We start from the raw sequence: 26,062 nt of genomic DNA, 5'->3' as shown, positions 1-26,062 counted from the left end.
TGATCGCGTGCCCCGCGAGCTTCCTCATCCACGCACCGGACGGCTGTTCGCCTCGCCGGTGCCACCCGGGACGGGTTGGCCGGGGGATCGGGCGAAATCCACGACGCCGGTGGCTCACGATCCCGAGGCCGTCGCGGCGCTGGCCGCCGGCGCGGGAACGGTCGCCGAACTCGACGCCGCCTGCACGGTGTGCGCGGCATGCCCACGCCTGGTCAGCTGGCGAGAAGAGATCGCCGTGACCAAACGGCGCGCCTACGCCGACGAGCCCTACTGGGGCCGCCCGGTGGCGGGTTGGGGGGCGGCGCGCCCCCGCGTCCTGGTGGTCGGGCTGGCGCCGGCCGCGCACGGAGCCAACCGCACAGGCCGGGTGTTCACCGGGGACCGGTCCGGCGACCAATTGTTCGCCGCGATGCACCGGGCCGGCCTGGTCAGTTCCGGTCTCAGCGTCGACGCCGCCGACGGGATGCGGGCCAACGGCGTGCGGATCGTGGCGCCGGTGCGCTGCGCCCCGCCGGCCAACAAGCCCGCCCCCGCGGAGCGGCTGACCTGTGCGCCGTGGCTGCTCGCCGAATGGCGGCTGGTTGCGCCGTACGTGCGGGTGGTGGTGGCGCTGGGCGGCTTTGCCTGGCAGATCGCCCAGGGACTGCTCGCCGAGGAGCTTGCCGGACAGGCGAAGCCGGTGTTCGGTCATGGCGCGGTGGCGACACTGTCCACGGGCCGCACGTTGCTGGGCTGCTACCACCCCAGCCAGCAGAACATGTTCACCGGCCGGCTGACACCGGCCATGCTCGATGAGGTGTTCGTACAGGCACGGGAACGTTCCGGCATCACCCGGCGTTGACGCAGTCGTGCGTCTTTCTGTGCTCGATCTCGTCCCGGTCCGGTCGGACCAGTCCACCGCCGATGCGCTGGCAGCCACGGCGGCGCTGGCCAAGACCGCCGATCGGCTGGGGTTCAGCCGATACTGGGTGGCCGAGCACCACAACATGGCGGCGGTGGCGGCCACCAGTCCGCCGGTGCTGATCGCTTATCTGGCCGCCCAGACCTCGCATATCCGGCTCGGTTCCGGTGGGGTGATGCTGCCCAATCATGCGCCGCTGGCGGTCGCGGAGCAGTTCGCACTGCTGGAGGCTGCCGCCCCGGGGCGTATCGATCTCGGGATCGGCCGTGCGCCCGGCTCGGACCCGGTCACGTCGGTGGCCTTGCGCGGCGCAGCCGGCCGTGACGATACGGATATCGAGCGGTTCCCGCAGTATCTCGACGATGTGGCCGCCCTGATGGGTGCTCGTGGTGTGCGGGTGGCACTGACCCGTGGCGGCGTGGCGCAGCAAGAGGACTACATCTTGAAGGCCACCCCTGCCGCGGCCAGTGAGCCGCGACTGTGGCTGCTCGGCTCGTCGATGTATTCGGCGCACCTGGCGGCGGCCAAGGGGTTGCCGTACGTTTTCGCCAACCATTTCAGCGGGCAGGGCACCGCCGAGGCGCTGGCCGCCTACCGGGCTGAATTCCGGCCCAGCGCAGAGCTTTCCGAGCCCACCACGTTCTTGACGGTCAACGCGTCGGTGGCCCAGACCCGCGCCGAGGCCGAGGATCTGCTACTGCCGAACCTGCAGATGATGGGACGGCTGCGCACCGGTCGGCCGCTGGGGCCACTCGATCTGGTCGAAGATGCGCTCGGTGCGACCGTCTCGGCGCAGGAACAGCTCATCATCGACGCGGGCCGGGCCCGCACCGTGCTCGGCGACCCGGCCGAGGCCGCCGAGCAGATCCGTTCGCTCGCCGAGGAATTCGATGTCGACGAGGTGATGATCAGCCCGGTCGGCTCGGCGTACCGCGGCACCTCGCCTTCCACCGCGCCGGCCCGGGTGACTACGCTGGAATTGCTCGCGAAGGAGCTTCTCTAAGCAGGCTTCAGGGCGACGATCGGGATGGGCCGGCTGGTCTTGCGCTGGTAGGCCTCATAACGGTTGGCGTTGTTCTTGTTCACCAACTGCCACAGCCGCGCATAATCCGGGTCGTCGGGCAGGATCGGGCGTGCCGTGGCCGCCAGCCGCCTTGTGCCCACGTTGATCTCGACCTCCGGCCGGGCCTTGAGATTGTGGTACCAGCCCGGCGAGCGCGGTGCGCCCCCCATCGACGCGACCACCAGGTAGTCACCGCCGTCACGCGCGTAGCTCAGCGTGTTGACGCGTGGCTGCCCGGTCTTGGCGCCCACGGTGTGCAGCAGCAGGCTGTTGGGCAAGCCCGGGACCCGGTGACCGATCAGGCCGTTGGTCTTCTGGTACAGCAGGTCGTGCAGGTGCAGCACGCGCAGGCCGGCCTGCTCTATCGGGGACAGATGCGTCATGGGTCAATCCTGCGCGGTGTGCTCCAGTCTCGCCAACCCCGCACGTAGCAGGCGTGCGGACTCCTCGCGATCCGGATCGCGGCGCAGCACCAGGCCCTTTGCGAACGCCAGTTTGTCGCCGGTGCGGCGTGGCACCACGTGCAGGTGGATGTGAAAGACCGACTGGAAGGCGGCCTTGCCGTCGTTGATCGCGATGTTGTTGCCGTCGGCGTGCAGGCCGGATACCCGGGCCGCCTTCGCGATGCGCTGGCCCAGCACCGTCAGCCCGGCCAGCGTGTCCGGCGGGGTGTCCGTCAGGTCCACGGTGTGCCGCTTGGGGATCACCAGGGTGTGGCCACGGGTGAACGGCCGGATGTCGAGAAACGCCAGGTAGTCGTCGTCTTCGTGGATCCTGATCGCGGGGGCGGCGCCGGTGACGATGGAGCAGAACACGCAGGTCATGCCGCCACGTTAGCCGCCCTCCGTCAGGTGTTCGAGGACGCCCACTCGGCAAGCCTGCGTTCCTGCTCTTGCGGTGTCAGGTCTTCGACGCGGGTCATCACGGTCCAGCGCCGCCCGAACGGGTCGATGAGGGACGCGAATCGGTCACCGGTGACGAAGGTCTGCAGGGGTTCCCGGACGGTGGCGCCGGCATCCACCGCACGTGCCACCACCGCGTCGGCATCGGCGCAGTACAACCCGATCGACTCGGTGGCGAATGCACCCCGGTTCGGGGCGGCCAGTTGGTAGGCATCCTGGGGATCGCCGAGTTGCAACCGGCCCGCGCCGAAGTCCAATTCCGCGTGGGTGACGGTCCCATCCGGGCCATCCATCCGGCTGATCACGGTGGCACCGAACGCCTCGGTGTAGAAATCGATCGCCGCGGCCGCGCCGTCGACGCACAGGAACGGGGTCAGGCTGGTGTAACCCTGGGGGATCGGAGTGCTGCTCATATCGGCCAGTTTCGTAGCCTTGAGCCCGTGGCGGCTTGGAAAAACACGCCAGCGCCGGTCCGGGGTGTGGTGGGGCGGGCGGGCAGCATCGCGGCCTTCGAGCTGCGCCGCTGGCCGCCGTCGGACGCTGCCGGCCGATTCGTCGAACATTTCTGGTCGGTGCGGTGGGACCGCCGGGCGGAGGGGCCGTACGACAGCACCGTCATCACCTTCCCGTCGTTGCACCTGACCAGGGAGTGGGGCGATGACGCCGCCCGGCACGGCTTCGCGCTGCCGAACACACTGGTGCACGGCGTGGTGCCACGCGTGTTCCGCACCACCATCGCCGAGCGTGGCACCGTGGTGGGCGCCCGCTTCCGGCCCGGCGGGTTCACCGCGCGATTCGGCCGCGACGCCGCAGAACTCACCGGTCTGGTGCAACCCGCGGATGACGACCTCTTCGGTGCGCCAATCGAATTCGGTGAGGATCGAGACGCGGTGCGCTCGCGCCTGGATGACGCGATCGGGGACGTCCGCGCGCCGGCCGATCCCGTTTACCGGGAGCTCACCGGACTGATCGAGCGGATGCAGCAGGACACCACCCTGCACCGGGTGACACAGGTGATGGCGATCTCGCCGTGGAGTACCCGCACCACGCAGCGGGTTTTCGCGCATTATGTCGGGGTCCCGGCGAAATGGGTGTTGTGCCGCTACCGGCTGCAGCAGGCGGCCCTGGAGATCGAGAGCACGCCCGGCATCGATTTCGCCGACCTGGCGATCCGGCTGGGTTGGTACGACCAGGCTCATTTCATCAACGACTTTCGCCTCATGCTCGGTTGCACGCCGGGGGAGTACGCCACTGCACACGGGCCGTGAGCGCTACCGTGGCCATCATGAGCGATATCGCGTTCGCGGGCGCGGCCGAACACGCCCGCATGCTGGCCGCCGGAACCCTGAGAGCGCCTGATCTGCTTGAGCTGTTCCTGGACCGGATTGCGCATATCGATCCCGAGATCCGTTCGTACCGTGTCGTTCTCGCCGAATCAGCGCGGGCGGAGGCCGCCGCGGCGCAGGTCCGGCTGGACGCCGGGGAGCGGCTGCCGCTGCTCGGCGTGCCGGTGGCGATCAAGGACGACACCGATGTCGCCGGAGAGGTGACCACCTACGGGAGCAGCGCGCACGGCCCGGCCGCCACCGAGGACGCCGAGGTGGTGCGGCGGCTGCGGGCCGCGGGTGCGGTCATCGTGGGCAAGACCGCGGTGCCGGAGATGATGATCTGGCCGTTCACCGAAACCCTCAGCTACGGAGCGACGCACAACCCGTGGAACACCGATTTCGCCCCCGGCGGCAGCAGCGGGGGAAGTGGTGCGGCGATGGCCGCCGGCTTGGCGTCGATCGCGCTGGGCTCCGATGGCATGGGATCGATCCGGGTGCCGTCCACCTGGTGTGGTCTGTTCGGGATCAAGCCGCAGCGTGACCGGGTGCCCACGGCACCGCACGAGAACTCCTGGTGCGGTCTGGTGGCCAACGGCCCCGTCGCGCGCACCGTGGCAGATGCCGCGCTGTTCCTCGACGTCACCGCCCCGGGTGGCGATTTCGTGGCGGCGGCGGCACGAGCGCCCGGCCGGCTGCGGATCGCCGTGAGTCTCAAGGTGCCGCCCGGGGTGACGGCACGGGTCGGTGCACCGCAGCGCGCCGCCGTCACCGAAGCCGTTGGGCTGCTTCGCGATCTGGGCCACGAGGTCATCGAACGGGACCCGGACTATCCGCTCGGCGTGGTGTACGGCCACGCCTTGCCGCGGTACTTCCGCGGTGTCTACGACGATGTGCAGATGTTGCCGCACCCGGAGCGGCTGGATTCCCGGACAAGGGCTTTCGCCCGGATAGGCGGTTTGTTGTCCGAGCGCAGGATGGCCGCGATCCGGGCCGCCGAGCCGGCCATCGCGGCGCGGGTGCTGTCCGTCTTCGACGACGTCGACGTGGTCCTCACCCCCGGCGCGGCCACCGGACCGTCGCGGATCGGGGCATATCAGCGCCGCGGTGCCATCTCCACCTTGGCCTTGGTGGCAGCACGGGTGCCGTTCCAGGCCATGTGCAATGTCACCGGGCAGCCGGCGGCGGTGGTGCCGTGGGGACTGGACCCCCACGGGATACCGATGTCGATCCAGCTGATCGGCCGACCGTCCGACGAGGCGACGCTGTTGTCGCTGGGCGCGCAGATCGAGTCGGCCCGGCCGTGGGCGCATCGACGACCGCCGGTGCACACTGTGAGCCATGGGACTGTTCGGTAGCGCAAGCGACGGCGATGTGCAGCGTCGGGTCGAGGAACTCGAGCGCCGGGTGGCGGCACTGGAACGGATGGTGGGCGGTGCGGTGCCGCCGCGACCGGTGGGGGATCCCAACGAGACCTGGGCGAGCACGACGGTCCGCAATCTCGTCTTGCAGGGCAAGAAGATCCAGGCCATCAAGGTGCTCCGGGACGAGACCGGGTTGGGCTTGAAGGAGGCCAAGGACATCGTGGATCGGCTGGGGTAGCGCGCTAGCACTGTCTCGCGCTTGGCGCAACATCGAATCCTGTTGTGCGGGTGGATCTGTGGATGATTTCTTGGGCTGTGGATAACTCGCTCGTGTGTCGGTGGTTCGTACTAGTGTTCGAGTCATGGAGGGTGTGGTCGATCTGGAGGCGGTGCTCGACAAGCTGTCGGGCGCGGTCTTTGACGGTGCCTCGGTGGCCGAGTTGCTGGATGTTCAGACCGTGTTGGAGCGGGTGTATCGGCGGGTTCCGGCGATTCAGCATCGGGTGATGGCGGCGGTGAAAGCCCACGCCAGCCCGGGTGATCTGGGTGCGCGGAGTTGGCGGGATGCGTTGGGGATCCGGTTGCGGCTCTCCGCGCAGGAGGCCGGGCGCCGCTTGGCCGAGGGGGAACTGCTGGCCCCGCGGCGGGCGGTGACAGGGCAGCCGTTGGCGCCGGTGTATCCGGGCACTTCGGCTGCGCAGGCGCGCGGGGAGATCACCGCCGAGCATGTCCGCATCATCACCACCACCATGAAAAAGATTCCGTTTCGGGTGGATGAGCCGACCCGTGCCGATGCCGAGGCCCGGCTGGCCGGGTACGCGAGCGCCCATGACCCGGACACGTTGCGCGCGCTGGCCAAGCATCTGCTGGCGGTGCTGGACCCGGACGGGCCCGAACCGAGTGATGACGAGGACGTCGAGCGGGGTGAGGAGCGTCGGACGTTTGTGCTGGGTCCGCAGGACGAGGACGGCAACAGTGAATTCCATGGCACCCTGACCGCGCAGGGGCGGGCGTATCTGGAACCGGTGCTGGGCAAGCTCGCCGGGCCGGGGATGTGTAATCCCGCCGATGAGTCCCCGTGTACCAAGGGCACCCCGTCGCAGGAGGCGATCGATGCCGATACCCGCACCCGCGGGCAGCGCCAGCACGATGCGTTGATCACCGTCGCCCGTGAGGCGTTGATGTCGGGTGACTTGGGTGAGCACAACGGGTTGCCGGTGACGGTGGTTTTGGGTGCGACCGTCGCCGATTTCGACGCCGCGACCGGACACGCGGTCACCGCGGCGGGCAGTCGGGTGCCGATGCGTGAGGTTATCCGCCTGGCCTCGCATTCGTTGTTGTGCCTGGCGGTGTTCGATGAGGTGACCGGGCGGCCCCTGCATTTCGGGCGGACCCGGCGTTGCGCCAGTGCTGATCAGCGTCTGGTGCTCACCTACCGCGACCGGGGCTGCACGTTCCCCGGCTGCCGGGTCCCGGCGTATGGCTGCCAAACCCACCACGCGGTGCAGGATTTCGCCCAGGGCGGCGCCACCGATATCGACCAACTGGTGCTGGCCTGCGGCCCGCACAACCGCCTCGTCAAAGACGGCGGCTGGAAAACCGTCCTCACCACCACAGGCAGTGTCGAATGGATCCCCCCACCGCTACTGGACACCGGCCAAGCCCGCACCAACCTCTACCACCACCCCGAACAGATCCTGGGTGACGGACCGCCGGGCCAGGCCCAGGACACATCCGGGTGATCAGCCCGCTTCGACCTCGGCCTTGATCCGGTTGAGGGTGGTGGTCATGTCCCGGATATTGCGCCGGGTGCGCAACTGGCCGCCGAAGATACCGAATACGGTGTCGAGCAGGCCGGGCGTCATCCAGAACGACTCGGTGACGTCCGTGCCGTCACCGGCGGGGGCCAGGGCGTAATGCCAGTTGTTCACCGGCTTGTCCCCGGCGAGCACTTCGAAGCCGAACTCACGCCCAGGCTCGCAGGCGGTGACACGGCACGTCGTCCAGTAGATCGGCCCGATCTCGTTGCGTTTGACGTGCCCGCGGAATCGCGCGCCCAGCGCGGGTCCGGTCGCACCATCCAGCCATTCGGATTCGAACACCTCCGGTGAGTACTTGGGGGTGTTGCGAACATCGGCGATCAGATTCCAGACCTGGTCGGCCGGCGCGTTCATGTGTACGGTCACTGAACCTTTCATGGCGCGATCCTAGTCGGCCAGTTCGGCGCGCCAGATCGCCAGTTTGTCGGCGAAGCGCATGGTCTGCGCCGGACTGGTGGACGGCAGCCGCACGGCGGGCACCGGGGTGACGCCGACCAGCCGGCGGTAGTTCGTCTCGGCGGCCGCCCCGTTGAACAGCACCCGCTCGATCGACGGATGCTGGGTGAAGAAGGCCGCAAAGTCGTTGGGCACCATGCTGTCGCGCTGCACCGCGGAATCCAGGCTGCCTGGGCGGATACAGGTCCGCAGCACATCCCACACCGCGATGCCGTGCGCCAGCAGCGACTGCACCCGCTCCGGGTACGGCGCGTCCGCGGTGAACCCGTACACCTGACCGGCGATCCGCCAGAACGCGTTGCGCGGGTTGCCGTAGTACTCGGCCGCCGCCAGCGACATCACGCTGGGCATATTGCCGCAGATCAGCAAGCGGGCGCCGGCACCGACCAATGGTGGCAGCCCGCGCAGGACGTCGGTCATTCCAGCCACGATCCCACACCGACGATCCCGTACCGCTACGTTGACGTCGTGGACTCTCCAGACATCGCCGACCTACTCGACGGGCTCGAGGGGGACGCGCGGGCCGAGCGTGCCGAGCTGATCGAGTGGCTGCTGGAGCAGGGCATCACCACCGGCCAGATCCGCGATGCGTACTCACCGCTGCTCCTGGCGTCACGACGGGTACTCGGGGATGACGGCACGCTGGTGTCGGCGCGTGAGATCTGCGAGTCGACCGGGATCGATCTCGATCTGCTGCGACGGATCCAGCGCGCCATCGGGTTACCGCAGTCCGACGATCCCGACGCGCGGGTCCACCCCGCGATCGACGGTGACATCACCTCGTATGTCGTCAAGTTCATGGATCTGGGCTTCGATGAGGAGCGCATCGTGGCGGTGATCAGGGTCATCGCCGACGGTCTGGCCAAGACGGCAGAAGCCATTCGGTTCACCGCACTCTCGGCGATGATGGCCGCCGGCGCCACCGAACTGGAGATCGCCAAGGCCTCCGAAGCCCTGCTGCGCCAAGCTGATCCGCTGCTCGGGCCGATGATCCAGGACATGCTTCGGCTGCAGTTGCGCCATACCATGGAGACCGAGGCGGTGACGGCAGGGGAACGCGCCAAGGGGCTGCCGCTACCCGGCGCCCGGCCGGTGGCGGTGGCCTTCGCCGATTTGGTCGGCTTCACCCGACTCGGCGAGGCGGTGCCGCCCGAGGAGTTGGAGGACCTGGCGCGCCGCCTGGTCGACTTGACCTACGACGTGGTCGTGCCACCGGTGCGGTTCATCAAGTCGATCGGCGATGCCGTGATGCTGGTCAGTCCGGACCCGGTGCCGCTGCTGGTCGCGATGCTGGCACTGGTCGACGCGACCGAGGCAGGCGAGGATTTCCTGCGTCTGCGTGCCGGCGTGGCCACCGGTATGGCGGTCAGCCGGGGCGGGGACTGGTTCGGCAGCCCGGTCAACCTGGCCAGCCGAATCACCGGCGTCGCACGGCCGGGTTCTGTGCTGGTCTCCGAGGCCGCCCGCGACGCCATCGGCGACGATACCGGGTTCGAGTGGTCCTTCGCCGGTGCACGGCGACTCAAGGGCATCAAGGATGACACCAAACTGTTCCGGGCTCGGCTACCGAACAGGTGAAAACCGGCGCAGCCGTAGGCTGTTCGTCACCACGAACACCGAGCTGAACGCCATCGCCGCGCCGGCGATCAACGGGTTCAGCAATCCCAGCGCAGCCAACGGCAGCGCGGCCACGTTGTAGGCGAACGCCCAGAACAGGTTGCCCTTGATGGTGCGAAGGGTGGCTCGGGACAACCTGATCGCGTCGGCGGCGGCGCGCAGATCGCCGCGCACCAGCGTCAGGTCCGAGGCCTCGATGGCGACATCGGTGCCGGTGCCCATCGCCAGACCCAGATCGGCCTGCGCCAGCGCGGCGGCATCGTTCACGCCGTCGCCCACCATCGCCACCACCGCACCGCCGGCCTGCAGCCGCTTGATCTCGGCCACCTTGCCGGCGGGCAGCACCTCGGCCACCACCTGCTCGATACCCAGTTGTGCGGCAACGGCTTCGGCGGCGCCACGGTTGTCGCCGGTCAGCAGGACCGGAGTCAGGCCGAGAGCCCGGAACTGGGCGATCGCCTCGGCCGCGGTGTCCTTGATGGTGTCGGAGACGATGATGACCGCGCGGACACGTCCGTCGGCGGCGAACCACACCGGGGTGCGGCCCTGGGTTTCGGCCGCCTCGGCGGCCGAACGCAGATCGGCCGGCACCGTCATGGCCCACTCCTCGGACAGCCAGGACAGCCGGCCCGCGGCCACCGCCCGATCGTCGACGACGCCGGTCACCCCGCGTCCGCCGTGATTTTCGAACCCGTCCACCGGCGGCAGTGTTCCGCCGGCGTGCTCGGCGATCGCGCGGGCGATCGGATGCTCGGAGGCATGCTCGAGAGCGCCTGCCAGCCGGACGATTTCGGCCTCGGATTCGCCATCGGCTACGTGTACCGCGACCACCGACATCCGGCCCGTCGTGACGGTGCCGGTCTTGTCCAGCACCACGGTGTCCACGCGGCGGGTGGACTCCAGCACCTGCGGGCCCTTGATGAGGATGCCCAACTGCGCACCCCGGCCGGTACCGACGAGCAGTGCGGTCGGCGTGGCCAGTCCCAGCGCGCACGGGCAGGCGATGATGAGCACCGCGACGGCGGCGGTGAAGGCAGCGGCCACCGAGCTGCCGATCAGCAACCAGCCCGCCAAGGTCAGCAGGGCCAACCCGATCACGATCGGCACGAAGACCGCCGACACCCGATCCGCCAGCCGCTGCACGTCGGCCTTACCGCTCTGCGCTTCGCTGACCAACCGGGCCATCTGGGCCAGCTGGGTGTCCGAACCGATGTGGGTGGCCCGCACCTCGAGCCGTCCACCGACGTTGACGGTCGCCCCGACCACTGTGTCGCCCGGACCCACCTCGACAGGCACCGGCTCGCCGGTCAGCATCGACGCATCGACGGCCGACGTGCCTGCGGTGACCGTGCCGTCGGTGGCGATCTTCTCGCCGGGGCGCACGACGAACACATCGCCGACCGCCAGTTGTGAGGTCGGGATCCGGACCTCGCTCGTCCCGTCGCGCAGCACCGCGACATCCTTGGCGCCCATATCCAGCAGGGCCCGTAGCGCCGCCCCGGAGGTGCGCTTGGCCCGCGCCTCGAAGTACCGCCCGGTGAGCAGGAACGTCGTGACGGCGGCCGCCACTTCGAGGTACAGGTGCGGCGCACCGCCGCGGGACACCCACTCGAAGGGCATCTTCATACCCGGCATCCCGGTATGGGTGAAGAACAGAGCCCATACCGACCAGAGGTATGCGGCGCTGACGCCCACCGAGATGAGCGTGTCCATGGTGGCGGCGCCGTGCCGCAGATTGGTCCACGCGGCCCGGTGGAACGGCCAGGCGCCCCACACCACCACCGGTGACGCCAGCGTGAAGGCCAGCCACTGCCAGTTGGTGAACTGCAGTGCGGGGATCATCGACAGTGCCACCACCGGCACGCTCAGGGCGGCGCTGATCAGCAGCCGTTGCCGCCATTCGGTGGACTCGTCACGTTCGGGGGCGGCCACCGGCTCCGGAGACGGCACTGTGGCGGAGTAGCCCGTCGACTCGACGGCCGCGACCAGATCGTCGGGGCTGACGGTGTCGGGGAAGTCGACGCGGGCCTGCTCGGTGGCGAAGTTCACGGTGGCGTGAACCCCGTCGATCCGATTGAGTCGCTTCTCGATTCGCGCTGCGCAGGAGGCACACGTCATCCCGCCGACGTCGAGGGTGAGGGTGCTCATGCCGCACTCGGGACGTCGTATCCGCAGTCCTCGATGGCGGCGGTCACGGCTTTGCGATCGGGGTAGGTGTCGGGTGTGCCGGAGACGGTGACGGTGCCGGCGCCGAGGTCGACCTCGACTCCGGTGACGCCGGGCAGCGGCTGTACCGCGGCGGTGATGGCCGAGACGCAGTGGCCGCAGCTCATACCCTCGACATTGAGAACGATGTTCATGCCCCCATGATATACCGGTAGGGGGTATGGGTAAATGGTCACGTCCGGCCCAGCGATGTGAGGAGAGATATGAAGAAGACAGCGGCAGTGATCGCGGCAGCGGTTGCGGTGCTGGCGGGCTGTAGCAGCCAGCCCAGTGCGACGAGCCACGACGGCAACGCCGACCATGACCACCCCAGTTCGGCGTCGGCCGGTGCGGATGCCACCACCCATGACGATGCCGACGTGATGTTCGCCCAGATGATGATTCCGCACCACACCCAGGCGGTGCAGATGAGCGACATCCTGCTGGCCAAGCAGGGCGTCGACCCCCGGGTGGTTCAGCTCGCCACTGAGATCAAGGCCGCGCAGGCCCCCGAAATACAGCAGATGCAGGGCTGGCTCACGTCCTGGGGCAGCCCGGCGACGGCGCCGATGAACCATGATTCGATGCAGGGCATGGTCTCCGAGAAGGACATCGAGGCGCTGCGCAACGCCCCCGGCCCGGAAGCCGCCAAGCTCTACGTCACCCAGATGATCGCGCACCACGAGGGTGCGATCACCATGGCTCAGGACGAGATCGCCACCGGGCAGTACGGCCCGGCGATCGAGTTGTCCCACGCCATCGTCGAAACTCAGCAGAAGGAGATCGACACCATGAAGGCGATCCTCCAGACGCTGTAGCGACCGGTCACTGCACCGGGACGGTGATGCCCTCCGACGGCTGGACGATCACGAAACCCTGACCGGCGAAAGCCACCTGCAGCGCCTCGCCGGAGCCGCGCCCGATCAGCGCGCTCGCCTTGAAGCTGGTCTTCAGCGAGGTCTGCAGGTTGGCCGACCATGCCACCACCGCATTGGTGTCGGCGAAGGTCGGCGCCTCGGCGGCGTTGAGCACCACCGGCGGCCCATCGGTGGTCAGGGCCACCCAGCCGGTGCCGCGGAGTGTCGTGTTGAACAGGCCACCGGTGGCGATGCTGCCGCCTTTGACCCGCTCGATGTTCCAGTCCAGGCTCGATGAGAAGGCCAGCACGTTCTTGCCGCTGATCGACAAGCCGGAGTTGTTCAGGTGCAGCAGGTGCACATCGAAGGACTGCTCGGCCAGGAACACATCGCCCTGGCCGGCGACCCGCATCAAGGGCAGGCCCTCACCGGTCAGGGCCTTCTTGAGGAACTTCCCGGCGCCGCCGCCCTCGTAGTTGAACTCGACATTGCCCTGGTAGGCCACCATCGCACCTTGGCGCGCCAGGAACGGTTCACCGACGCGTACGCGCAGCAACTTCTTGTTCTGGTTGGCGACGGCGGCCGATTCCTTCTCGCTGAACCGTCCGTCGACCAGATCGCCGGTGATACCGGTGAATCCGTCGCCGGCAGCGGGCGTCACCGGCTGCGGTGGTGCAGGCTGCTGCTGTTGCACGGGCGGCGCGCCCAACGGCGCGGCGTGCACCTGTCCTTGATGTGAGACCTGATCGGTCCACTTCTGTCCGTCCCACCACCGGTATTCGAACCGGCCCTCGGGATCTCTGAGCCACTGACCGCTCACCGTATCTCCTCAAATTCCCCAGAATTCGGCACGTGCTAGAGCCACCTTAGGCTGGCATTCTTTGTTCATGGCAGGAGACGAGCTCGATCGGGTGCGGGCCAAGAGTGCCCTGGCGGTCGCCAGGCAACACCCGGGCATGGTGCTGTTTCTCGTATCGCCGGCGGTCATCGCCGTCGCCGCCGTGTGGTGGCTGGCCGGTGCCGGGTGGGCCGGGCTGCTGTTGGTGGCCCTGGTGCTGGCCGGCGGTGCGGCAGTGCTGCTCAAGCGGTAGGTGAACAGCCGCGCTGTTCACTGTCGGTGAACTGCGCCCACCGGCCTTTGTAACGGTGTAATCATGTAATCATGAAGACACATCATCATCGAGATCACGGGCATCGTGCCCCGCGTGACGCCGCAGAAGCCGCCGACTGGTTCGCCGGGCGGCTGCCCGACGGCTGGTTCGCCGGCGATCCGGACGTCGTGGTCGACCGCGAAGAGATCACCGTCATCGGCCGGTTGCCCGATACCGACGGCGAGGAGAGCACATCGCGGCTGTCGGGTCGCGCCGCGAAGTTCCGCGAGGAGACCCGCGGCGAACGCATGCGGATCGCCGACGAGGCGCAGGATCGCTTCGGGCGCAAGGTCTCCTGGGGCGTCCGGGCAGGCGAGGAGCGAATCCTGTTCACCCACTTGGCGGTACCGGTCATGACGCGGCTGCGCCAGCCCGAGCGTCAGGTGCTGGACACCCTGGTCGACGCCGGTGTGGCCCGGTCCCGATCTGACGCGCTGGCCTGGTCGGTACGTCTGGTCGGTGAGCACACCGACGAATGGCTGTCCAAGCTGCGTACGGCGATGACGGCGGTGGACGATCTGCGGGCCGAGGGACCGGGGCTCTAGTCCCGGCGGCCGCGACCGGGGCTACATCTGACTCAATGCCCAGTACTCGCCGCGGCGGTCCAGCAGGTCGGCGTGGGTGCCCTGCTCCACGATGCGGCCGTCCTCGATCACCACGATCCGGTCGGCTTCGCGGATGGTCGACAGCCGGTGGGCGATGATGAAACTGGTCCGGTCCCTGCGCAACTCGGCCAGTGCCTGCTGGATGAGCAGTTCGGTACGGGTGTCCACGGAGCTGGTCGCCTCGTCGAGAATCAGCAACTGCGGGCGGGCCAGCACCGCGCGTGCGATGGTGATCAGCTGTTTCTCGCCGGCGCTGAGACGGCCACCGTCATCGCCGACCCTGGTGTCGTAGCCGTCGGGCAGGCCGGCCACGAACCGGTCGACAAAAGCGGCGCGGGCGGCGTCGTGCACCTCGTCCGGTCCGGCGCCGGGGCGGCCGTAGGCGATGTTGTCGTAGATGCTGGCGCCGAACAGCCAGGTGTCCTGCAGCACCATGCCGATCCGCGAACGCAGCATCGCCCGTGGCATCGACGTGATATCGGTGCCGTCCAGCAGGATCCGGCCCGAGTCCACGTCGTAGAACCGCATCAGCAGGTTCACCAGGGTGGTCTTGCCCGCGCCGGTCGGCCCGACGATGGCGACCGTGGTCCCGGGCTCGGCGACCAGCGAGAGGTCGTGCAGCACCGGGGTGCGGGGCCGGTAGCCGAAGGTGACCCGGTCGAATTCCACCCGGCCGGCGGTGGGTGTCACCGGCGGCGGCGGGGGATCGGGAGCCTCTTCGGGGGCATCCAGGACATCGAAGATCCGCTCCGCGCTCGCGATCCCGGACTGCAGGGTGTTGTACATGGCGGCCACCTGGGTCAGCGGCTGGTTGAACTGGCGCACGTACTGAATGAACGCCTGGATGCTGCCCAGAGTGATCTGGCCGGTCGCCACCTGGACGCCGCCGACTACCGCCACGGCCACATAACTGAGGTTGCCGATGAACGTGGTGGCCGGCCCCACGAGGCCGGACAGGAACTGCGCGCCGGTGCTGGAGCGGTAGACATCGTCGTTGAACTCGGCGAACTGCGCGCAGGCGTGGTCACGGTGGCCGTAGGTCTTGACGATGGTGAAACCGCTGTAGGTTTCCTCGATGTGGGCGTTGAGCCGGCCGGTGTTCGTCCACTGCGCGACGAACAGCTTCTGCGAACGGCGGGTGATGGCCCGCGTTGCCAGCAGCGACAGCGGCACCGTCAGCACGGTCAGCAGGGCCAGCAGCGGTGAGATGGTCAGCATCATCACCAGCACGGCGATGATCGTCAGCGCGGCGGTGAGCAACTGACTGATCGACATCGCCAGCGAGGACTGCACATTGTCGACGTCATTGGTCACCCGGCTGAGCAGTTCACCACGCTGGCGGGCATCCACATAGGACAGTGGCAGCCGGTGCACCTTGTTCTCGATATCGGTGCGCAGCGTGGCGATGGTTCTTTGCACGACGACGTTGAGAATTCTGGCCTGGACCCAGACCACCAGTGCGGCAACGAGATACAGCCCCAGGGCGAGCAGCAGGGTGCGCCCCACCGCGGCGAAGTCCACACCATGGCCGGGTATCACGTTCATGCCCGAGAGCAGATCGGCGAACGTGTTGTCACCCCTGGCCCGGGCCGCCTCGATCGCCTGTTCCTTGCTGATCCCGGCGGGGAGTCCACGCCCGATGACCCCGTTGAACAGCAGGTCGGTGGCGTGGCCGAGAATCCGCGGACCGATCACCCCGATCGCGATCCCACACACGCCCAGCGCGATCACCGCCGCCGTCATCCCGCGCAGCGGTGTCAGTCTCTTCACCAAGCGGATCGCGGAACCGGTGAAATCCCTGGACCGGGCGGCCGGTGGTTGCGGCATACCGCGCATGGGTCTGGTCATGTGGTCACCGACTGGGAGTCGACGAACTCGGCGTAGGGCGGGCAGTCTTGCAGCAGCGAGGAGTGCGTGCCCGTGCCGACCACCCGTCCGGCGTCGATGACGATCACCTGATCGGCACCGGCCACGGTGGAAATCCGCTGCGACACGATGATCACCGTCGCATCCGCCGACGCTTCGCGCAGCGCCGCCCGCACCCGTGCATCGGTGCGTACGTCCAGCGCGGAGAAGGCATCGTCGAACAGGTACACCGCGGGCCGCCGGATCACCGCCCGCGCGATGGCCAGCCGCTGCCGCTGACCGCCGGAGAAGTTGATGCCGCCCTGGGCGACCCGCATCTGCAGGCCGTCGGGGTCGGCCCGGACGAAATCGTCGGCGGCGGCGACCCGTAACGCGGTCCACATATCGTCCTCGGTGGCGTCACTGCGCCCGTAGCGCAGGTTGTCGGCGATCGTCCCGGTGAAAAGGTAGCCGCGCTGGGGCACCAACCCGATTGCCGACCACAGGGTTTCGGTGCCGTAGTCCCGGATGTCGAGTCCGTCGACCAGCACCGCGCCGGCGGTGACGTCGTACTGGCGGGCGATGAGCGACACCAGTGTCGATTTGCCCGATCCGGTGCTGCCGACGATGGCCGTCACGGTGCCCGGCCGGGCGGTCAGCGAAACCCCCTGCACGACAGGTCGGTCCGCGCCCGGGTAACTGAAGGTGGCCCCGCGCAGGGTGACTTCGCCGCGGAGTGTGTCGACGCGCACCGGATGCGCGGGGTCGGTGATCTGTGGATGGGTGCCCAACACCTCGGTGATGCGTTCCGCGCACGCCGACGCGCGGGGCAACAGCACCAGCAGCAGGGTGGCCAGCAGTACCGCCATCAGGATCTGCATGAAATAGGCCAGGAACGCGATCAGCGAACCGACCTGCATCTGCCCGGCGTCGATGCGGTGCCCGCCGAACCAGATCAGTGCGACGCTGGACACGTTGATCACCAGGGTGGTCACCGGCAGCATCACGGCCTGCCACCGTCCGGCGGTGATCGCGGTGTCCGCCAGCGCGCGGTTGGCCTCGTCGAACCTGCTGCGCTCCAGCGATTCCCGGGCGAAGGCCCGCACCACCCGGATACCGGCCATCTGCTCGCGCAGCACCCGGTTGATCCCGTCGATGAGGCGTTGCATGGAGCGGAAGATCGGCAGCAGATGCCTGATCACGAGATAGTTGGCCAGCGCCAGCACCGGCACACTGATCAACAGCAGCCAGGACAGGCCGGCGTCCTGGTGCACCGCCATCGCGATACCGCCGACACCCATGATCGGTGCGGTGATGAGCATGGTGGAGGTCATCTGCACCAGCAGCTGGATCTGCTGGACGTCATTGGTGGTCCGGGTCAGCAACGTCGGGGCGCCGAACCGGGCCGTCTCGGTGGACGAGAAGCCGAGCACATGACGAAAGATCGACGACCGCAGGTCGCGGCCGAAGCCGACACTGGCCCGGGAGCCGAAGAACACCGCGCCCACCGCGCACACCACCTGCAGGGCGGTCACCCCGAGCATCACGCCGCCGAGGCGGACGATCGCCGGGGTGTCGCCCTTGGCCACACCCTGATCGATGATGTCGGCGTTGATCGTCGGCAGATACAGCGACGCGAGAGTGCTGATCACCTGAAGCGTCGCCACGACGATGAGCAACCCGCGGTAGGGCCGCACGTACCGTCGCAGCAACGCCAAGAGCATCTGGTTACTGTCGCATACCGCCCTGTGTTCGCCGATCTTCGGCATGGGACACGAAAAGGCAGGTCAGTGCGCATGTCGGTGGTTCTGCGCCAGGCTGCCGCTACAGTGCATGTCGTGACGCCCAGACGAGGCCACCGCCGATTCAGCGGTCCCGCGAAGACATTGGTCCTTGTGACCGCCGCGGCCGCGCTCCCTTTGGTTGCCGCCTGCTCCAACTCGGACAGCCCGAGCTCGCCTCAGGTGCCTTCCAGTACGGCCTCGGCGCCGCAGGCCAAGCACGGTCCGATCTTCCCCGAGTGCGGCGGCGTCAGCGACCAGACGGTCGCGCAGTTGACCAAGGTGACCGGTCTGGTCAACACCGCGCGCAATTCGGTGGGGTGCCAGTGGCTGGCCGGTGGCGGCATCGTCGGCCCGCACTTCTCCTTCACCAGCTTCCGCGGCAGCCCCATCGGTCGCGAGCGCAAGACCGAGGAACTGTCCCGCGCCAGCGTCGACGACATCACCATCGAGGGACGCAGCGGTTTCATCGCGGTCGGGGAGGACCCCGTGCTGGGCAAGAGCTTGTGTGAGATCGGTATCCAGTTCGACGACGATTTCATCGAGTGGTCCGTCAGCTTCGCCGAGAAGCCCTATCCGGACGCGTGTGAGGTGGCCAAGGAACTGACCCGGCAATCGATTGTGAACGCCAAATGAGCCGCCGGGTTTTCACTGCGCTGGCCACTATGGCTTCAGTGGTCGCGTTGCTGGCCGGTTGCTCCTCGACGGTGGACGGGACGGCGGTGAAGGCCGGTTCGGGCGATGTGCCGCGCAACAACGATTCGCAGAAGACCTACCCGAACCTGCTGAAGGAATGCGACGTCCTCACCGAGGACATCCTGGCCAAGACGGTCGGGGCGGATCCGCTGGACATCCAGAGCACCTTCGTCGGTGCGGTCTGCCGCTGGCAGGCCGCCAATCCTGCGGGCCTGATCGACATCACCCGGTTCTGGTTCGAGCAGGGCAGCCTGGACAACGAGAAGCAGGTCGCGGACAAGCTGAAGTACCAGGTTGAGAATCGCGCGGTGGCCGGTGTGCCGTCCATCGTGATGAAGAACCCGGCGGCCAACGGCGCGTGCGGGGTCGCCAGCGATGCCAGCGGGGTGGTCGGCTGGTGGGTGAACCCGCAGACGCCGGGTATCGACGCCTGCTCGATGGCGCTGAAGCTGATGGAACTGACGCTGGCCACCAGCTCCTGACCACCGCTACCGGGGTACGTGCACGGTGACCAGCTGGGCGCCGCCCAGTTCCAGCGCACTCCACGGCGTGTGGACCTGCAGTACCGCGATCGCCGACGTGGGGAACTTCTGCTCGATGGTCTCGACGGCCTCCGCGGAGCTGGCCTGCCCGGCCAGCCCCAACGCCAGCGCGGAGAGCACCGGCTCGTGCCCGACGACCAGCAGGGTGCCGAGATCTTCTGCGACCTCGTTGATCTCGGCGAGGACGATGCCCGGGCTGGAGTCGTAGAGGCGATCGACGAACGTCACCGGTGCGTCGATGCCGGTGCGGGCCAGCGTCTGCCGCGTCCGCGTCGCGGTGGAACACAGCACCGCGTCGATCCGGGGTGCGTGCGCGCGCAGCCAGTCCCCGGCCAGCGCGCTCTCCCGAATGCCGCGCGGGGCCAGCGGACGGTCGTGGTCGGACACCCCGGTCGGATAGTCCGACTTGCCGTGCCGCAACAAGATGAGGGTTCGCATAGAGCCACCGTACGGTTCCGCAACGGCGAGCCGAGGCGCATCCCGGGACTTGTCGGCGGTCGAACCTAGACTTCCCGTCATGCGTTTCCTCCACACCGCCGACTGGCAGCTCGGTATGACGCGGCACTTCCTCGGAGCCGGTGGCTCGGAAGCACAGCCGCGCTACTCCGCAGCCCGTCGGGAGGCCGTGGCGGGGCTCGGTGCGCTGGCCGGTGAGACCGGGGCCGAGTTCGTGGTGGTGGCCGGTGACGTGTTCGAGCACAACCAGCTCGCGCCCGCCGAGGTCAGCAAATCGCTGGAAGCCATGCGCGCCATCGGGGTTCCGGTCTACCTGCTGCCGGGCAACCACGATCCGCTGGATGCCGGCTCCGTCTACACCAGCGCCCTGTTCCTCGCGGAACGGCCCGACAATGTCACCGTGCTGGACCGCGACGGCGTCTTCGAGGTCCGTCCCGGTCTGGAGATCGTGGCCGCGCCATGGCGGTCCAAGGCGCCGACCACCGACCTGGCCGGCGCGGTGCTGCAGTCGCTGCCCGCTGACGGGACGCTGCGGGTGCTCGTCGCGCACGGTGGCGTGGACGTGCTGGACCCGGACCCGGCCAAGCCGTCGTTGATTCGGCTGGCCGCTCTGAACGACGCACTCGACCGTGGCGCGGTGCACTATGTCGCGTTGGGGGACAAGCACTCCCGCACCCGGGTCGGTGACACGGGACGCATCTGGTACTCCGGCTCTCCGGAGGTCACCAACTATGACGACGTGGAATCCGATCCGGGGCATGTGCTCATCGTCGATCTCGACGAGGCGCAGGTGCAGGTGACCTCGCGGCATATCGGTCGGTGGCGATTCATCACCCTGCGCCACGAGGTGGACGACGACCGCGATATCGCCAGTCTGGACATCAACCTGGACCAGTTGCCGGACAAGGACCGCACCGTCGTGCGGCTGGTGCTCAAGGGTTCGCTCACCGTCACCGACAAGGCGAAGCTGGATGCCTGCCTGGACCGGTATGCGCGGCTGTTCGCCTCGCTGCGGTTGTGGGAGCGGCACACCGATATCGCGGTGATCCCCGCCGACGGCGAGTTCGACGATCTGTCGATCGGCGGTTTCGCCGCCGGCGCGGTGCAGGAGTTGATGGCCACCGCACGGGCCGACGGTGCCGACGCCGACGACGCCCGCTCGGCCCTCGGGCTGCTGCTGCGGCTCGCCGAAGGGCGCGTCGCATGAAACTGCACCGCCTGACACTGACCAACTACCGTGGGGTGGCCCACCGCGATATCGACTTCCCGGACCGCGGTGTCGTGGTGATCAGCGGTGCCAACGAGATCGGCAAGTCCTCGATGATCGAGGCGCTCGACCTGCTGCTGATGTCCAAGGACCGCTCCACCAAGAAAGAGGTCAAGGCGGTCAAGCCCACCCACGCCGATGTGGGTTCGGAGGTCATCGCCGAAATCTCCACCGGTCCTTACCGTTTCATCTATCGCAAGCGGTTCCACAAGCGTGCCGAGACGGAGCTGACCGTGCTGTCCCCGCGCCGTGAACAGCTCACCGGTGACGAGGCGCACGAACGCGTGCTGGCCATGCTGGACGAGACCGTGGACACGGCGCTGTGGCAGGCGCAGCGGGTCCTGCAGGCGACCGCCACCGCGCCGGTGGATCTGTCGGGCTGTGATGCGCTCTCGCGCGCGCTCGACGTGGCCGCCGGAGCCGGGGATGACACCGGCGGCACAGATTCCGATCCGCTGCTGATCGACCGCATCGACGCCGAGTACCTGACCTATTTCACCCAGACCGGCCGCCCGACCGGCGTGTGGGCCGCGGCCATCCAGCGGTTGCGGGACGCCGATGCGGAGGTGGCCGCACGTGCCGCCGCGGTGGCCGAGGTCGACGACGCGGTCAACCGCCATGCGGTGCTGACGACCACCGTGGCCGAACGTGCCGCGCAGCGCGACGCCGCCCAGGTGCGGCTGGCGCAGGCGCGGGAGGTGGCGGCCGCCGTCGAGCGGCTCACCGCCGAGCGGGACAAGGCGGCTCTGGTCGCCGCGGCGGCCGAAGCCAAGCGCGGCGGCTCGGCGGCTGCGGTCGCCGAGCGGGATCGTCTTCGCGGCGAGATCGACGAAAGATCTTTTGCTGCAGCAGAATTGATCTCTGTCGCGGCGGAGTCCGCCCGCGCCCAGGCCACAGCCCGGGATGAGCATGCGGCCGCCGAACAGGCGGCGATCGCCGGCGAGGCCGCGGCCGAGGGCACTCGGACGCGCGTGGAGGCTGCCCGGGGTGCGGTGGCCGCGCTGGCCGCCCGTGATGAGGCGGCCCGGCTGGCAGGCAAGCTGGCGCGTATCGACGCCGCCACCGGTGAGCTCGAGCGGGTCGGCGCCGAACTGGCGTCCATCACCATCACCGATGCGTTGTTGCGGGAGGTGGAGGCCGCCGAGCGGGCCGTGGAACGCGCAGCCGACCGGGCCGAACTCGCTTCCGCCCATGTGGAACTCGTCGCGCTGGCCGATATCGAGTTGCGGTCCGGGGACCAGACCACGGTGCTCGCCGCCGGGCAGCAGTGGTCCGCCGGCGTCGCCGCACCGACCGATATCGAGATCGCCGGGGTGCTGTCGGCCCGGGTGGTACCCGGTGCGGACGCGGTGGACACCGCCGCCGTGCTCGACGCGGCCCGTCAGGCGCTGGCCGAGGTGCTGCACCGATGCGATGCTGCTGATGCGGCCACCGCCCGCACTCTGCACGCACGGCGGGCAGCGTGCACCGCGACCCGGGACCGGTTGCGCGCCACGGTGGATGCGCTGACCGGTGACGAGACGGTGGAACAGCTGCGCACGCGGCACCGCGTCCTGTGCGAGGGGGGATCGCACCCCGACGGGGATCTGGACGCCGCCAGGGCCGAACTCGACGCGGCGCTGACGGCGGCCCGTGCGGCCGATCGTGACGCCCAGGAACTACGCGGCCTGGTGGCCCGGCTGGCCACCCGCCTCAACGAGGCGACGGTCGCGGCGAGTGTGCTGCGGGAGAAGCTGGGCACCGCACAGGCCGAGTTGACCGCCGCCGCCGAACGACTGGCCGGCGAGCGCGTGGTGGCCACCGACGAGGCGCTACGACAGCGTGCCGAAGCCGATGCCGAACACGCGCGGAGCGCGGCCGCCGCCGTGGCCACCCTCGACGCGGAGCTCGCTGCGGCGCACCCGGACCTGGTCACCGCGGCACTGGCCGAGGCCACCGCCGCCGCGCACGCGGCAGAGCGGGACCGGGTCGCGGCCGCCACCGCGCTCGCCGATATCGCGACCGCGCTGCGGCTGTACGGCACAGAAGGCCGCAAGGGCGCCCTGGACACGGCCGAATCCGAACGCGAGCACGCATTTTCGGAGTACCAGCGCATCGAGCGTCGGGCGCGGGCCGCTGAACTCCTGCGCTCGGTCATGGCGCGGCACCGCGAGTCGGCGCGGTTGCGCTATATCGAGCCGTTTCGCGGGGAGATCGAGCGATTGGGCCGGATGGTCTTCGGCGCGGACTTCGAGGTCGAGATCGACAGCTCACTGCGCATCTGCAGCCGTACGGTGGGCGGCCGCACGGTGGGCTACGAATCGCTGTCCGGCGGCGCCAAGGAACAGATCGGGATCGTGGCCAGGTTGGCGTGCGCCTCGCTGGTCGCCAAGGAGGACACCGTGCCGGTGGTCATCGACGACGCCTTGGGTTTCAGTGATCCGGACCGGCTGACGAAGATGGCCGCGGTGTTCGACGCCGTGGGTGGCGACGGTCAGGTCATCGTGCTGACCTGTGATCCGGAGCGGTACGCCGGTATCGCCGACTCGCACGTCATCGAACTGTCCGCGTGAGCCCTACGGCGTTAGACCGCGACGCGATCGTCTACTGAGCTCAGCCCCAGGTGGTCGCGCAGCGTATCACCCTGGTACTCGGTTCTGAACAGACCGCGGCGCTGCAACTCCGGCACCACATAGTCGACGAAATCGTTGAAGGTGCCCGGGCTTTGAGCCGCCGACACCATGAAACCGTCGGCCTCTCCCGCGGTGAACGACTCCTCGATCTGATCGGCCACCTGCGAGGCGGTACCGACGTACTGGGGCAGCAGCACACCCTGGGCGTACCACTTGCCGATATCGCGCAACGTCAGGTTGTCGCGGTTGGCCACCCGCCGCGCGGTGTCGAACAGGCCCTGGGTGCCGGTCACCTGCACGTCCTCCACCGGTGCGTCCAGGTCGTACTGGGAGAAGTCGTGGTCGGTGTGCACGCTCAGGGTGATCAGCCCGGAGATCGGGTCGGCCAGCTCGTTGTGGAAGGCCTGTTTCTCCCGGGCGATCGACTCCGTCTCACCGATGAACGGGATGAACGCGGGGAAGATCAGCACATCGTCCGGGTTTCGGCCGAAATTGGTTGCCCGCGACTTGATGTCGTCGTAGTACGCCCGCCGGCCCTCGGGAGTGGGGTCGATCTCGAAGATCGCCTCGGCCCAGCGGGCGGCGAAATCGCGGCCCGTGTTCGACGATCCGGCCTGGATCAGCACCGGGCGTCCCTGCGGGGAGCGGGGCACGTTGAGCGGGCCGCGGCTCTTGAAGTACTGCCCGTCGTGGTCAATGCGACGAATCCGACCCGGGTCGGCGAACACCCCGGTCTCCTTGTCCAGCACCAGGGCGTCGGGATCCCAGCTGGACCACAACTCGATCGCGGTGCGCACGAACTCCTCGGCCCGCTCGTAGCGGAACTCGTGATCGAGGTGATTGTCGTGGCCGAAGTTCTGCGCCTCGCTCTGCGTCAGGGAGGTGACGATGTTCCAGGCCACCCGCCCGCGGGTGAGGTGGTCTAGGCTGGCGAAGATGCGCGCCAGTTCATAGGGATGGAAGTACGTGGCGGACTTGGTGATCGCCACACCGAGCTTGGAGGTGACGGCGCCGATGGTGGCCGCCACGAGGGACGGATCCAGAGTGGCGGTGGCCTGGGTGCCCCGGCGCAGCGGCTCGCTGATATCGCGGCCGTAGCGGGCCGGGGCGGCCAGCAGGTCGGCGAAGAAGACGAAGTCGAACTTGCCGCGCTCCAGGATCCGCCCGATCCGGTGGTAGTACTCCGGGGTGGTGAATGAGGTGTCGCTGCCGGGATGGCGCCAGGCGGCGTGGCTGTGGGTGACCTGCGAAGCGATCTGGAAGCCGCCGAGGTGCAGTTGCTTGGTCATGGTGGTCTCCTATGCGATTTCGGCGCGCTTACCCGCGATCACCGCGGGTAAGCGCGCCGAAATCACTGGTCAGAAGTAGGCGTTGGCCGGGACGGGGGTGCCGTGCAGCAGGTTCTGCCCGATGGCGCGCGCCTTCAGGCCCACCGGGTTGTGCAGGGTGATGGTGCGGATGTTGCGCCAGTGCCGGTCCAGGTTGCGGGCCCGGCTGGCCGCGCTGGCACCGCCGAGCTCCAGCAGCCGGGTGGCGGCCTCCGGGGCGACATCGTCGAGATGCACCTTGACCTTGGCCGCCTTGAGCTGAGCTTCCGCGGCCAGCTCGGCGTCGGGGACACCGTTGACCGCCGACGCATCGGCGGCCGCGATGGCGGCGGCGGCGTCGAGCACCGCGGTCCGCGCGATATAGGCGGTGCTGGCCAACTCGCCGAGCTGACGCTGCAGCAGCGGGTCCTCGGTGGGCTTCTCGGCCACCGCGTGGCTGAAGCTGCGCTCCCGTGACCGCAGCAGCGTCACCCCGTCGTCGACCACGGACTCCAGGATCCCGGCCACGATGGCGTGGATGTAGAGCTGCAGCGAGGCGTACTGCACGGTGGGGGATGGTTCGGCGTCGTACGGGGTGTCGCTGAGTACCTCGTCGGCGGCGACGGTGACCCCGCTGAACGTCGTGGTGCCGGTACCCGTGCGGCGCTGGCCGAAGCCGTCCCAGTCGTCGATCAGCTTGACGCCGGCCCGGTCGGCGGGCACCACCACGGTGGCCACCGAGTCGTGGTCGGTGGTCGCGGTGGCGGTCAGATAGTCCGAGAACAGGGTGCCGGTGCTGTAGTACTTCTCGCCGTCCAGGCGGAAGCCACCACCCGGCGCCGGCAGCAGCCGGGTGTTGAACACCAGGCTGCCCACCGCCAGACTGCCCTTCTCGCTGAAGGCGTTGCCGAAGGTCTTGCCCGCGATGACCTTGTCCAGCCAGCGCCGGTCGTCACCGCGCAGCCGCTCCTCGACGAACCAGAAGTGCGCCCGGAAGATGTGGGCAACAATCGGATCAGCACGAGCGACATCGATGACCGCGGAAAAAAGTTGCGGGACAGTCAATCCCGCACCACCGAGCTCGGTTGGCACGCGCAGCGTGCCGAAGCCGGCCCGTTTGAGGGCGGCCACCTGGTCAAAAGGATTCTCGTCGTTACGGTCTCGGTCCTTGGCGCCTGCGCCGATGCGGGTGAGCAGCTCGGTCCATTCGGGTGATCCGGGCAGGATTCGGGAGGTGTTTTCCACGGTGGTCATGTCAACCAGTTGTACTGAGCGGGCCCGCCGGGGCGC

27 protein-coding genes are annotated in these 26,062 nt (G+C 68.6%); 14 read left to right on the top strand and 13 right to left on the bottom strand.

The features are described 5' to 3' along the window. Nucleotides 1-7 precede the first annotated feature (7 nt). Both H7J86_RS26915 and H7J86_RS26910 read left to right on the top strand, forming a co-directional pair. Entirely contained in the window at nt 8-841 is an 834-nt protein-coding gene (locus H7J86_RS26915) for a uracil-DNA glycosylase (protein WP_267294727.1), read from the top strand. A 7-nt stretch (nt 842-848) separates the two neighbouring features. After that, a complete protein-coding gene (locus H7J86_RS26910; protein ID WP_267294725.1) occupies nt 849-1,904 on the top strand; it encodes an LLM class flavin-dependent oxidoreductase in 1,056 nt (351 codons plus the stop codon). On the opposite strand, the gene H7J86_RS26905 is transcribed toward H7J86_RS26910, so the two are convergent. Genes H7J86_RS26905 through H7J86_RS26895 form a run of 3 tightly spaced genes read right to left on the bottom strand, consistent with a single transcriptional unit; the run spans nt 1,901 to nt 3,279 of the window. Then, on the bottom strand, nt 1,901-2,347 hold the full coding sequence (locus tag H7J86_RS26905) for a nitroreductase family deazaflavin-dependent oxidoreductase (protein WP_267294723.1): 447 nt from the start codon (nt 2,345-2,347) through the stop codon (nt 1,901-1,903). The two genes, H7J86_RS26910 and H7J86_RS26905, sit on opposite strands and share 4 nt — an antisense overlap. Nucleotides 2,348-2,350: 3 nt before the next feature. Then, nucleotides 2,351-2,788: an HIT family protein gene (locus H7J86_RS26900; protein ID WP_090364032.1), complete on the bottom strand. Its 438-nt coding sequence runs from the start codon at nt 2,786-2,788 to the stop codon at nt 2,351-2,353. Between the two features lie 23 nt (nt 2,789-2,811). Beyond that, on the bottom strand, nt 2,812-3,279 hold the full coding sequence (locus tag H7J86_RS26895; protein ID WP_267294721.1) for a VOC family protein: 468 nt from the start codon (nt 3,277-3,279) through the stop codon (nt 2,812-2,814). Nucleotides 3,280-3,306: 27 nt separating this feature from the next. On the opposite strand from H7J86_RS26895, the gene H7J86_RS26890 reads away from it, so the two are divergent. The 4 genes from H7J86_RS26890 (at nt 3,307) to H7J86_RS26875 (ending at nt 7,297) form a co-directional block, all read left to right on the top strand. Then, on the top strand, nt 3,307-4,134 hold the full coding sequence (locus tag H7J86_RS26890; RefSeq protein ID WP_187096559.1) for a helix-turn-helix domain-containing protein: 828 nt from the start codon (nt 3,307-3,309) through the stop codon (nt 4,132-4,134). Nucleotides 4,135-4,151: 17 nt separating this feature from the next. After that, on the top strand, nt 4,152-5,549 hold the full coding sequence (locus H7J86_RS26885) for an amidase (protein ID WP_267294719.1): 1,398 nt from the start codon (nt 4,152-4,154) through the stop codon (nt 5,547-5,549). After that, entirely contained in the window at nt 5,533-5,793 is a 261-nt protein-coding gene (locus H7J86_RS33645) for a ribosomal protein L7/L12 (RefSeq protein ID WP_090364027.1), read from the top strand. Before H7J86_RS26885 ends, H7J86_RS33645 begins: the two co-directional genes overlap by 17 nt. Nucleotides 5,794-5,917: 124 nt before the next feature. After that, nucleotides 5,918-7,297 (top strand): HNH endonuclease signature motif containing protein, encoded by a 1,380-nt coding sequence (locus H7J86_RS26875; RefSeq protein ID WP_267294717.1) that lies wholly within the window; start codon nt 5,918-5,920, stop codon nt 7,295-7,297. Here the strand turns inward: H7J86_RS26875 and H7J86_RS26870 are convergent, their stop codons facing one another. Together H7J86_RS26870 and H7J86_RS26865 are read right to left on the bottom strand one after the other, a co-directional pair. After that, nucleotides 7,298-7,753, bottom strand: coding sequence for an SRPBCC family protein (locus H7J86_RS26870; protein WP_090364024.1), 456 nt, complete (start codon nt 7,751-7,753; stop codon nt 7,298-7,300). A gap of 9 nt (nt 7,754-7,762) precedes the next feature. After that, nucleotides 7,763-8,251 (bottom strand): DNA-deoxyinosine glycosylase, encoded by a 489-nt coding sequence (locus H7J86_RS26865; protein WP_267294715.1) that lies wholly within the window; start codon nt 8,249-8,251, stop codon nt 7,763-7,765. 48 nt (nt 8,252-8,299) lie between these two features. On the opposite strand from H7J86_RS26865, the gene H7J86_RS26860 reads away from it, so the two are divergent. Next, entirely contained in the window at nt 8,300-9,409 is a 1,110-nt protein-coding gene (locus tag H7J86_RS26860) for an adenylate/guanylate cyclase domain-containing protein (RefSeq protein ID WP_235683375.1), read from the top strand. On the opposite strand, the gene H7J86_RS26855 is transcribed toward H7J86_RS26860, so the two are convergent. Together H7J86_RS26855 and H7J86_RS26850 are read right to left on the bottom strand one after the other, a co-directional pair. After that, nucleotides 9,395-11,596, bottom strand: a complete 2,202-nt coding sequence (locus H7J86_RS26855; protein WP_267294713.1) for a heavy metal translocating P-type ATPase — start codon at nt 11,594-11,596, stop codon at nt 9,395-9,397. The genes H7J86_RS26860 and H7J86_RS26855 overlap by 15 nt on opposite strands. Further along, nucleotides 11,593-11,808, bottom strand: coding sequence for a cation transporter (locus H7J86_RS26850; protein WP_090364018.1), 216 nt, complete (start codon nt 11,806-11,808; stop codon nt 11,593-11,595). The genes H7J86_RS26855 and H7J86_RS26850 overlap by 4 nt, the downstream gene beginning before the upstream one ends. A gap of 69 nt (nt 11,809-11,877) precedes the next feature. Between H7J86_RS26850 and H7J86_RS26845 the strand changes: the two genes are divergently transcribed. Next, a complete protein-coding gene (locus H7J86_RS26845; RefSeq protein WP_267294711.1) occupies nt 11,878-12,471 on the top strand; it encodes a DUF305 domain-containing protein in 594 nt (197 codons plus the stop codon). Nucleotides 12,472-12,478: 7 nt separating this feature from the next. Here H7J86_RS26845 and H7J86_RS26840 read toward each other — a convergent pair whose 3' ends face one another. Beyond that, on the bottom strand, nt 12,479-13,330 hold the full coding sequence (locus H7J86_RS26840) for an AIM24 family protein (protein ID WP_267294709.1): 852 nt from the start codon (nt 13,328-13,330) through the stop codon (nt 12,479-12,481). A gap of 67 nt (nt 13,331-13,397) precedes the next feature. On the opposite strand from H7J86_RS26840, the gene H7J86_RS26835 reads away from it, so the two are divergent. Both H7J86_RS26835 and abmR read left to right on the top strand, forming a co-directional pair. After that, nucleotides 13,398-13,601, top strand: a complete 204-nt coding sequence (locus H7J86_RS26835) for a hypothetical protein (RefSeq protein WP_187096551.1) — start codon at nt 13,398-13,400, stop codon at nt 13,599-13,601. Between the two features lie 71 nt (nt 13,602-13,672). After that, on the top strand, nt 13,673-14,206 hold the full coding sequence (gene abmR / locus H7J86_RS26830) for an ATP-binding transcription factor AbmR (RefSeq protein WP_090364012.1): 534 nt from the start codon (nt 13,673-13,675) through the stop codon (nt 14,204-14,206). A 21-nt stretch (nt 14,207-14,227) separates the two neighbouring features. Here abmR and H7J86_RS26825 read toward each other — a convergent pair whose 3' ends face one another. Together H7J86_RS26825 and H7J86_RS26820 are read right to left on the bottom strand one after the other, a co-directional pair. Then, nucleotides 14,228-16,114, bottom strand: coding sequence for an ABC transporter ATP-binding protein (locus H7J86_RS26825; RefSeq protein ID WP_267294707.1), 1,887 nt, complete (start codon nt 16,112-16,114; stop codon nt 14,228-14,230). Beyond that, nucleotides 16,111-17,835: an ABC transporter ATP-binding protein gene (locus H7J86_RS26820; protein ID WP_170847490.1), complete on the bottom strand. Its 1,725-nt coding sequence runs from the start codon at nt 17,833-17,835 to the stop codon at nt 16,111-16,113. The genes H7J86_RS26825 and H7J86_RS26820 overlap by 4 nt, the downstream gene beginning before the upstream one ends. 162 nt (nt 17,836-17,997) lie before the next feature. On the opposite strand from H7J86_RS26820, the gene H7J86_RS26815 reads away from it, so the two are divergent. Both H7J86_RS26815 and H7J86_RS26810 read left to right on the top strand, forming a co-directional pair. Continuing rightward, complete coding sequence (locus tag H7J86_RS26815; RefSeq protein WP_372517340.1) at nt 17,998-18,528, top strand: DUF3558 domain-containing protein; 531 nt, start codon at nt 17,998-18,000, stop codon at nt 18,526-18,528. A gap of 29 nt (nt 18,529-18,557) precedes the next feature. Next, a complete protein-coding gene (locus tag H7J86_RS26810; RefSeq protein ID WP_372517336.1) occupies nt 18,558-19,070 on the top strand; it encodes a DUF3558 domain-containing protein in 513 nt (170 codons plus the stop codon). Nucleotides 19,071-19,076: 6 nt separating this feature from the next. Here the strand turns inward: H7J86_RS26810 and H7J86_RS26805 are convergent, their stop codons facing one another. After that, the gene (locus tag H7J86_RS26805; protein WP_267294703.1) at nt 19,077-19,568 is read right to left on the bottom strand and encodes a SixA phosphatase family protein; all 492 of its coding nucleotides are present in this window, start codon (nt 19,566-19,568) and stop codon (nt 19,077-19,079) included. Nucleotides 19,569-19,647: 79 nt separating this feature from the next. Between H7J86_RS26805 and H7J86_RS26800 the strand changes: the two genes are divergently transcribed. Beyond that, entirely contained in the window at nt 19,648-20,793 is a 1,146-nt protein-coding gene (locus H7J86_RS26800) for a metallophosphoesterase family protein (RefSeq protein ID WP_090364004.1), read from the top strand. Further along, complete coding sequence (locus tag H7J86_RS26795; RefSeq protein WP_267294701.1) at nt 20,790-23,405, top strand: AAA family ATPase; 2,616 nt, start codon at nt 20,790-20,792, stop codon at nt 23,403-23,405. The genes H7J86_RS26800 and H7J86_RS26795 overlap by 4 nt, the downstream gene beginning before the upstream one ends. An 11-nt stretch (nt 23,406-23,416) precedes the next feature. On the opposite strand, the gene H7J86_RS26790 is transcribed toward H7J86_RS26795, so the two are convergent. Continuing rightward, a complete protein-coding gene (locus tag H7J86_RS26790) occupies nt 23,417-24,754 on the bottom strand; it encodes an LLM class flavin-dependent oxidoreductase (RefSeq protein ID WP_267294699.1) in 1,338 nt (445 codons plus the stop codon). Nucleotides 24,755-24,823: 69 nt separating this feature from the next. After that, the gene (locus tag H7J86_RS26785; RefSeq protein WP_267294697.1) at nt 24,824-26,026 is read right to left on the bottom strand and encodes an acyl-CoA dehydrogenase family protein; all 1,203 of its coding nucleotides are present in this window, start codon (nt 26,024-26,026) and stop codon (nt 24,824-24,826) included. Nucleotides 26,027-26,062: the final 36 nt, after the last annotated feature.

The organism is Mycobacterium hackensackense (assembly GCF_025822555.1).
GTDB classification, from domain to species: Bacteria; Actinomycetota; Actinomycetes; order Mycobacteriales; family Mycobacteriaceae; genus Mycobacterium; species Mycobacterium fluoranthenivorans.
The sequence above is the reverse complement of the archived record's forward strand: the minus strand, read 5'-3'. Positions and strand labels throughout refer to the sequence as shown.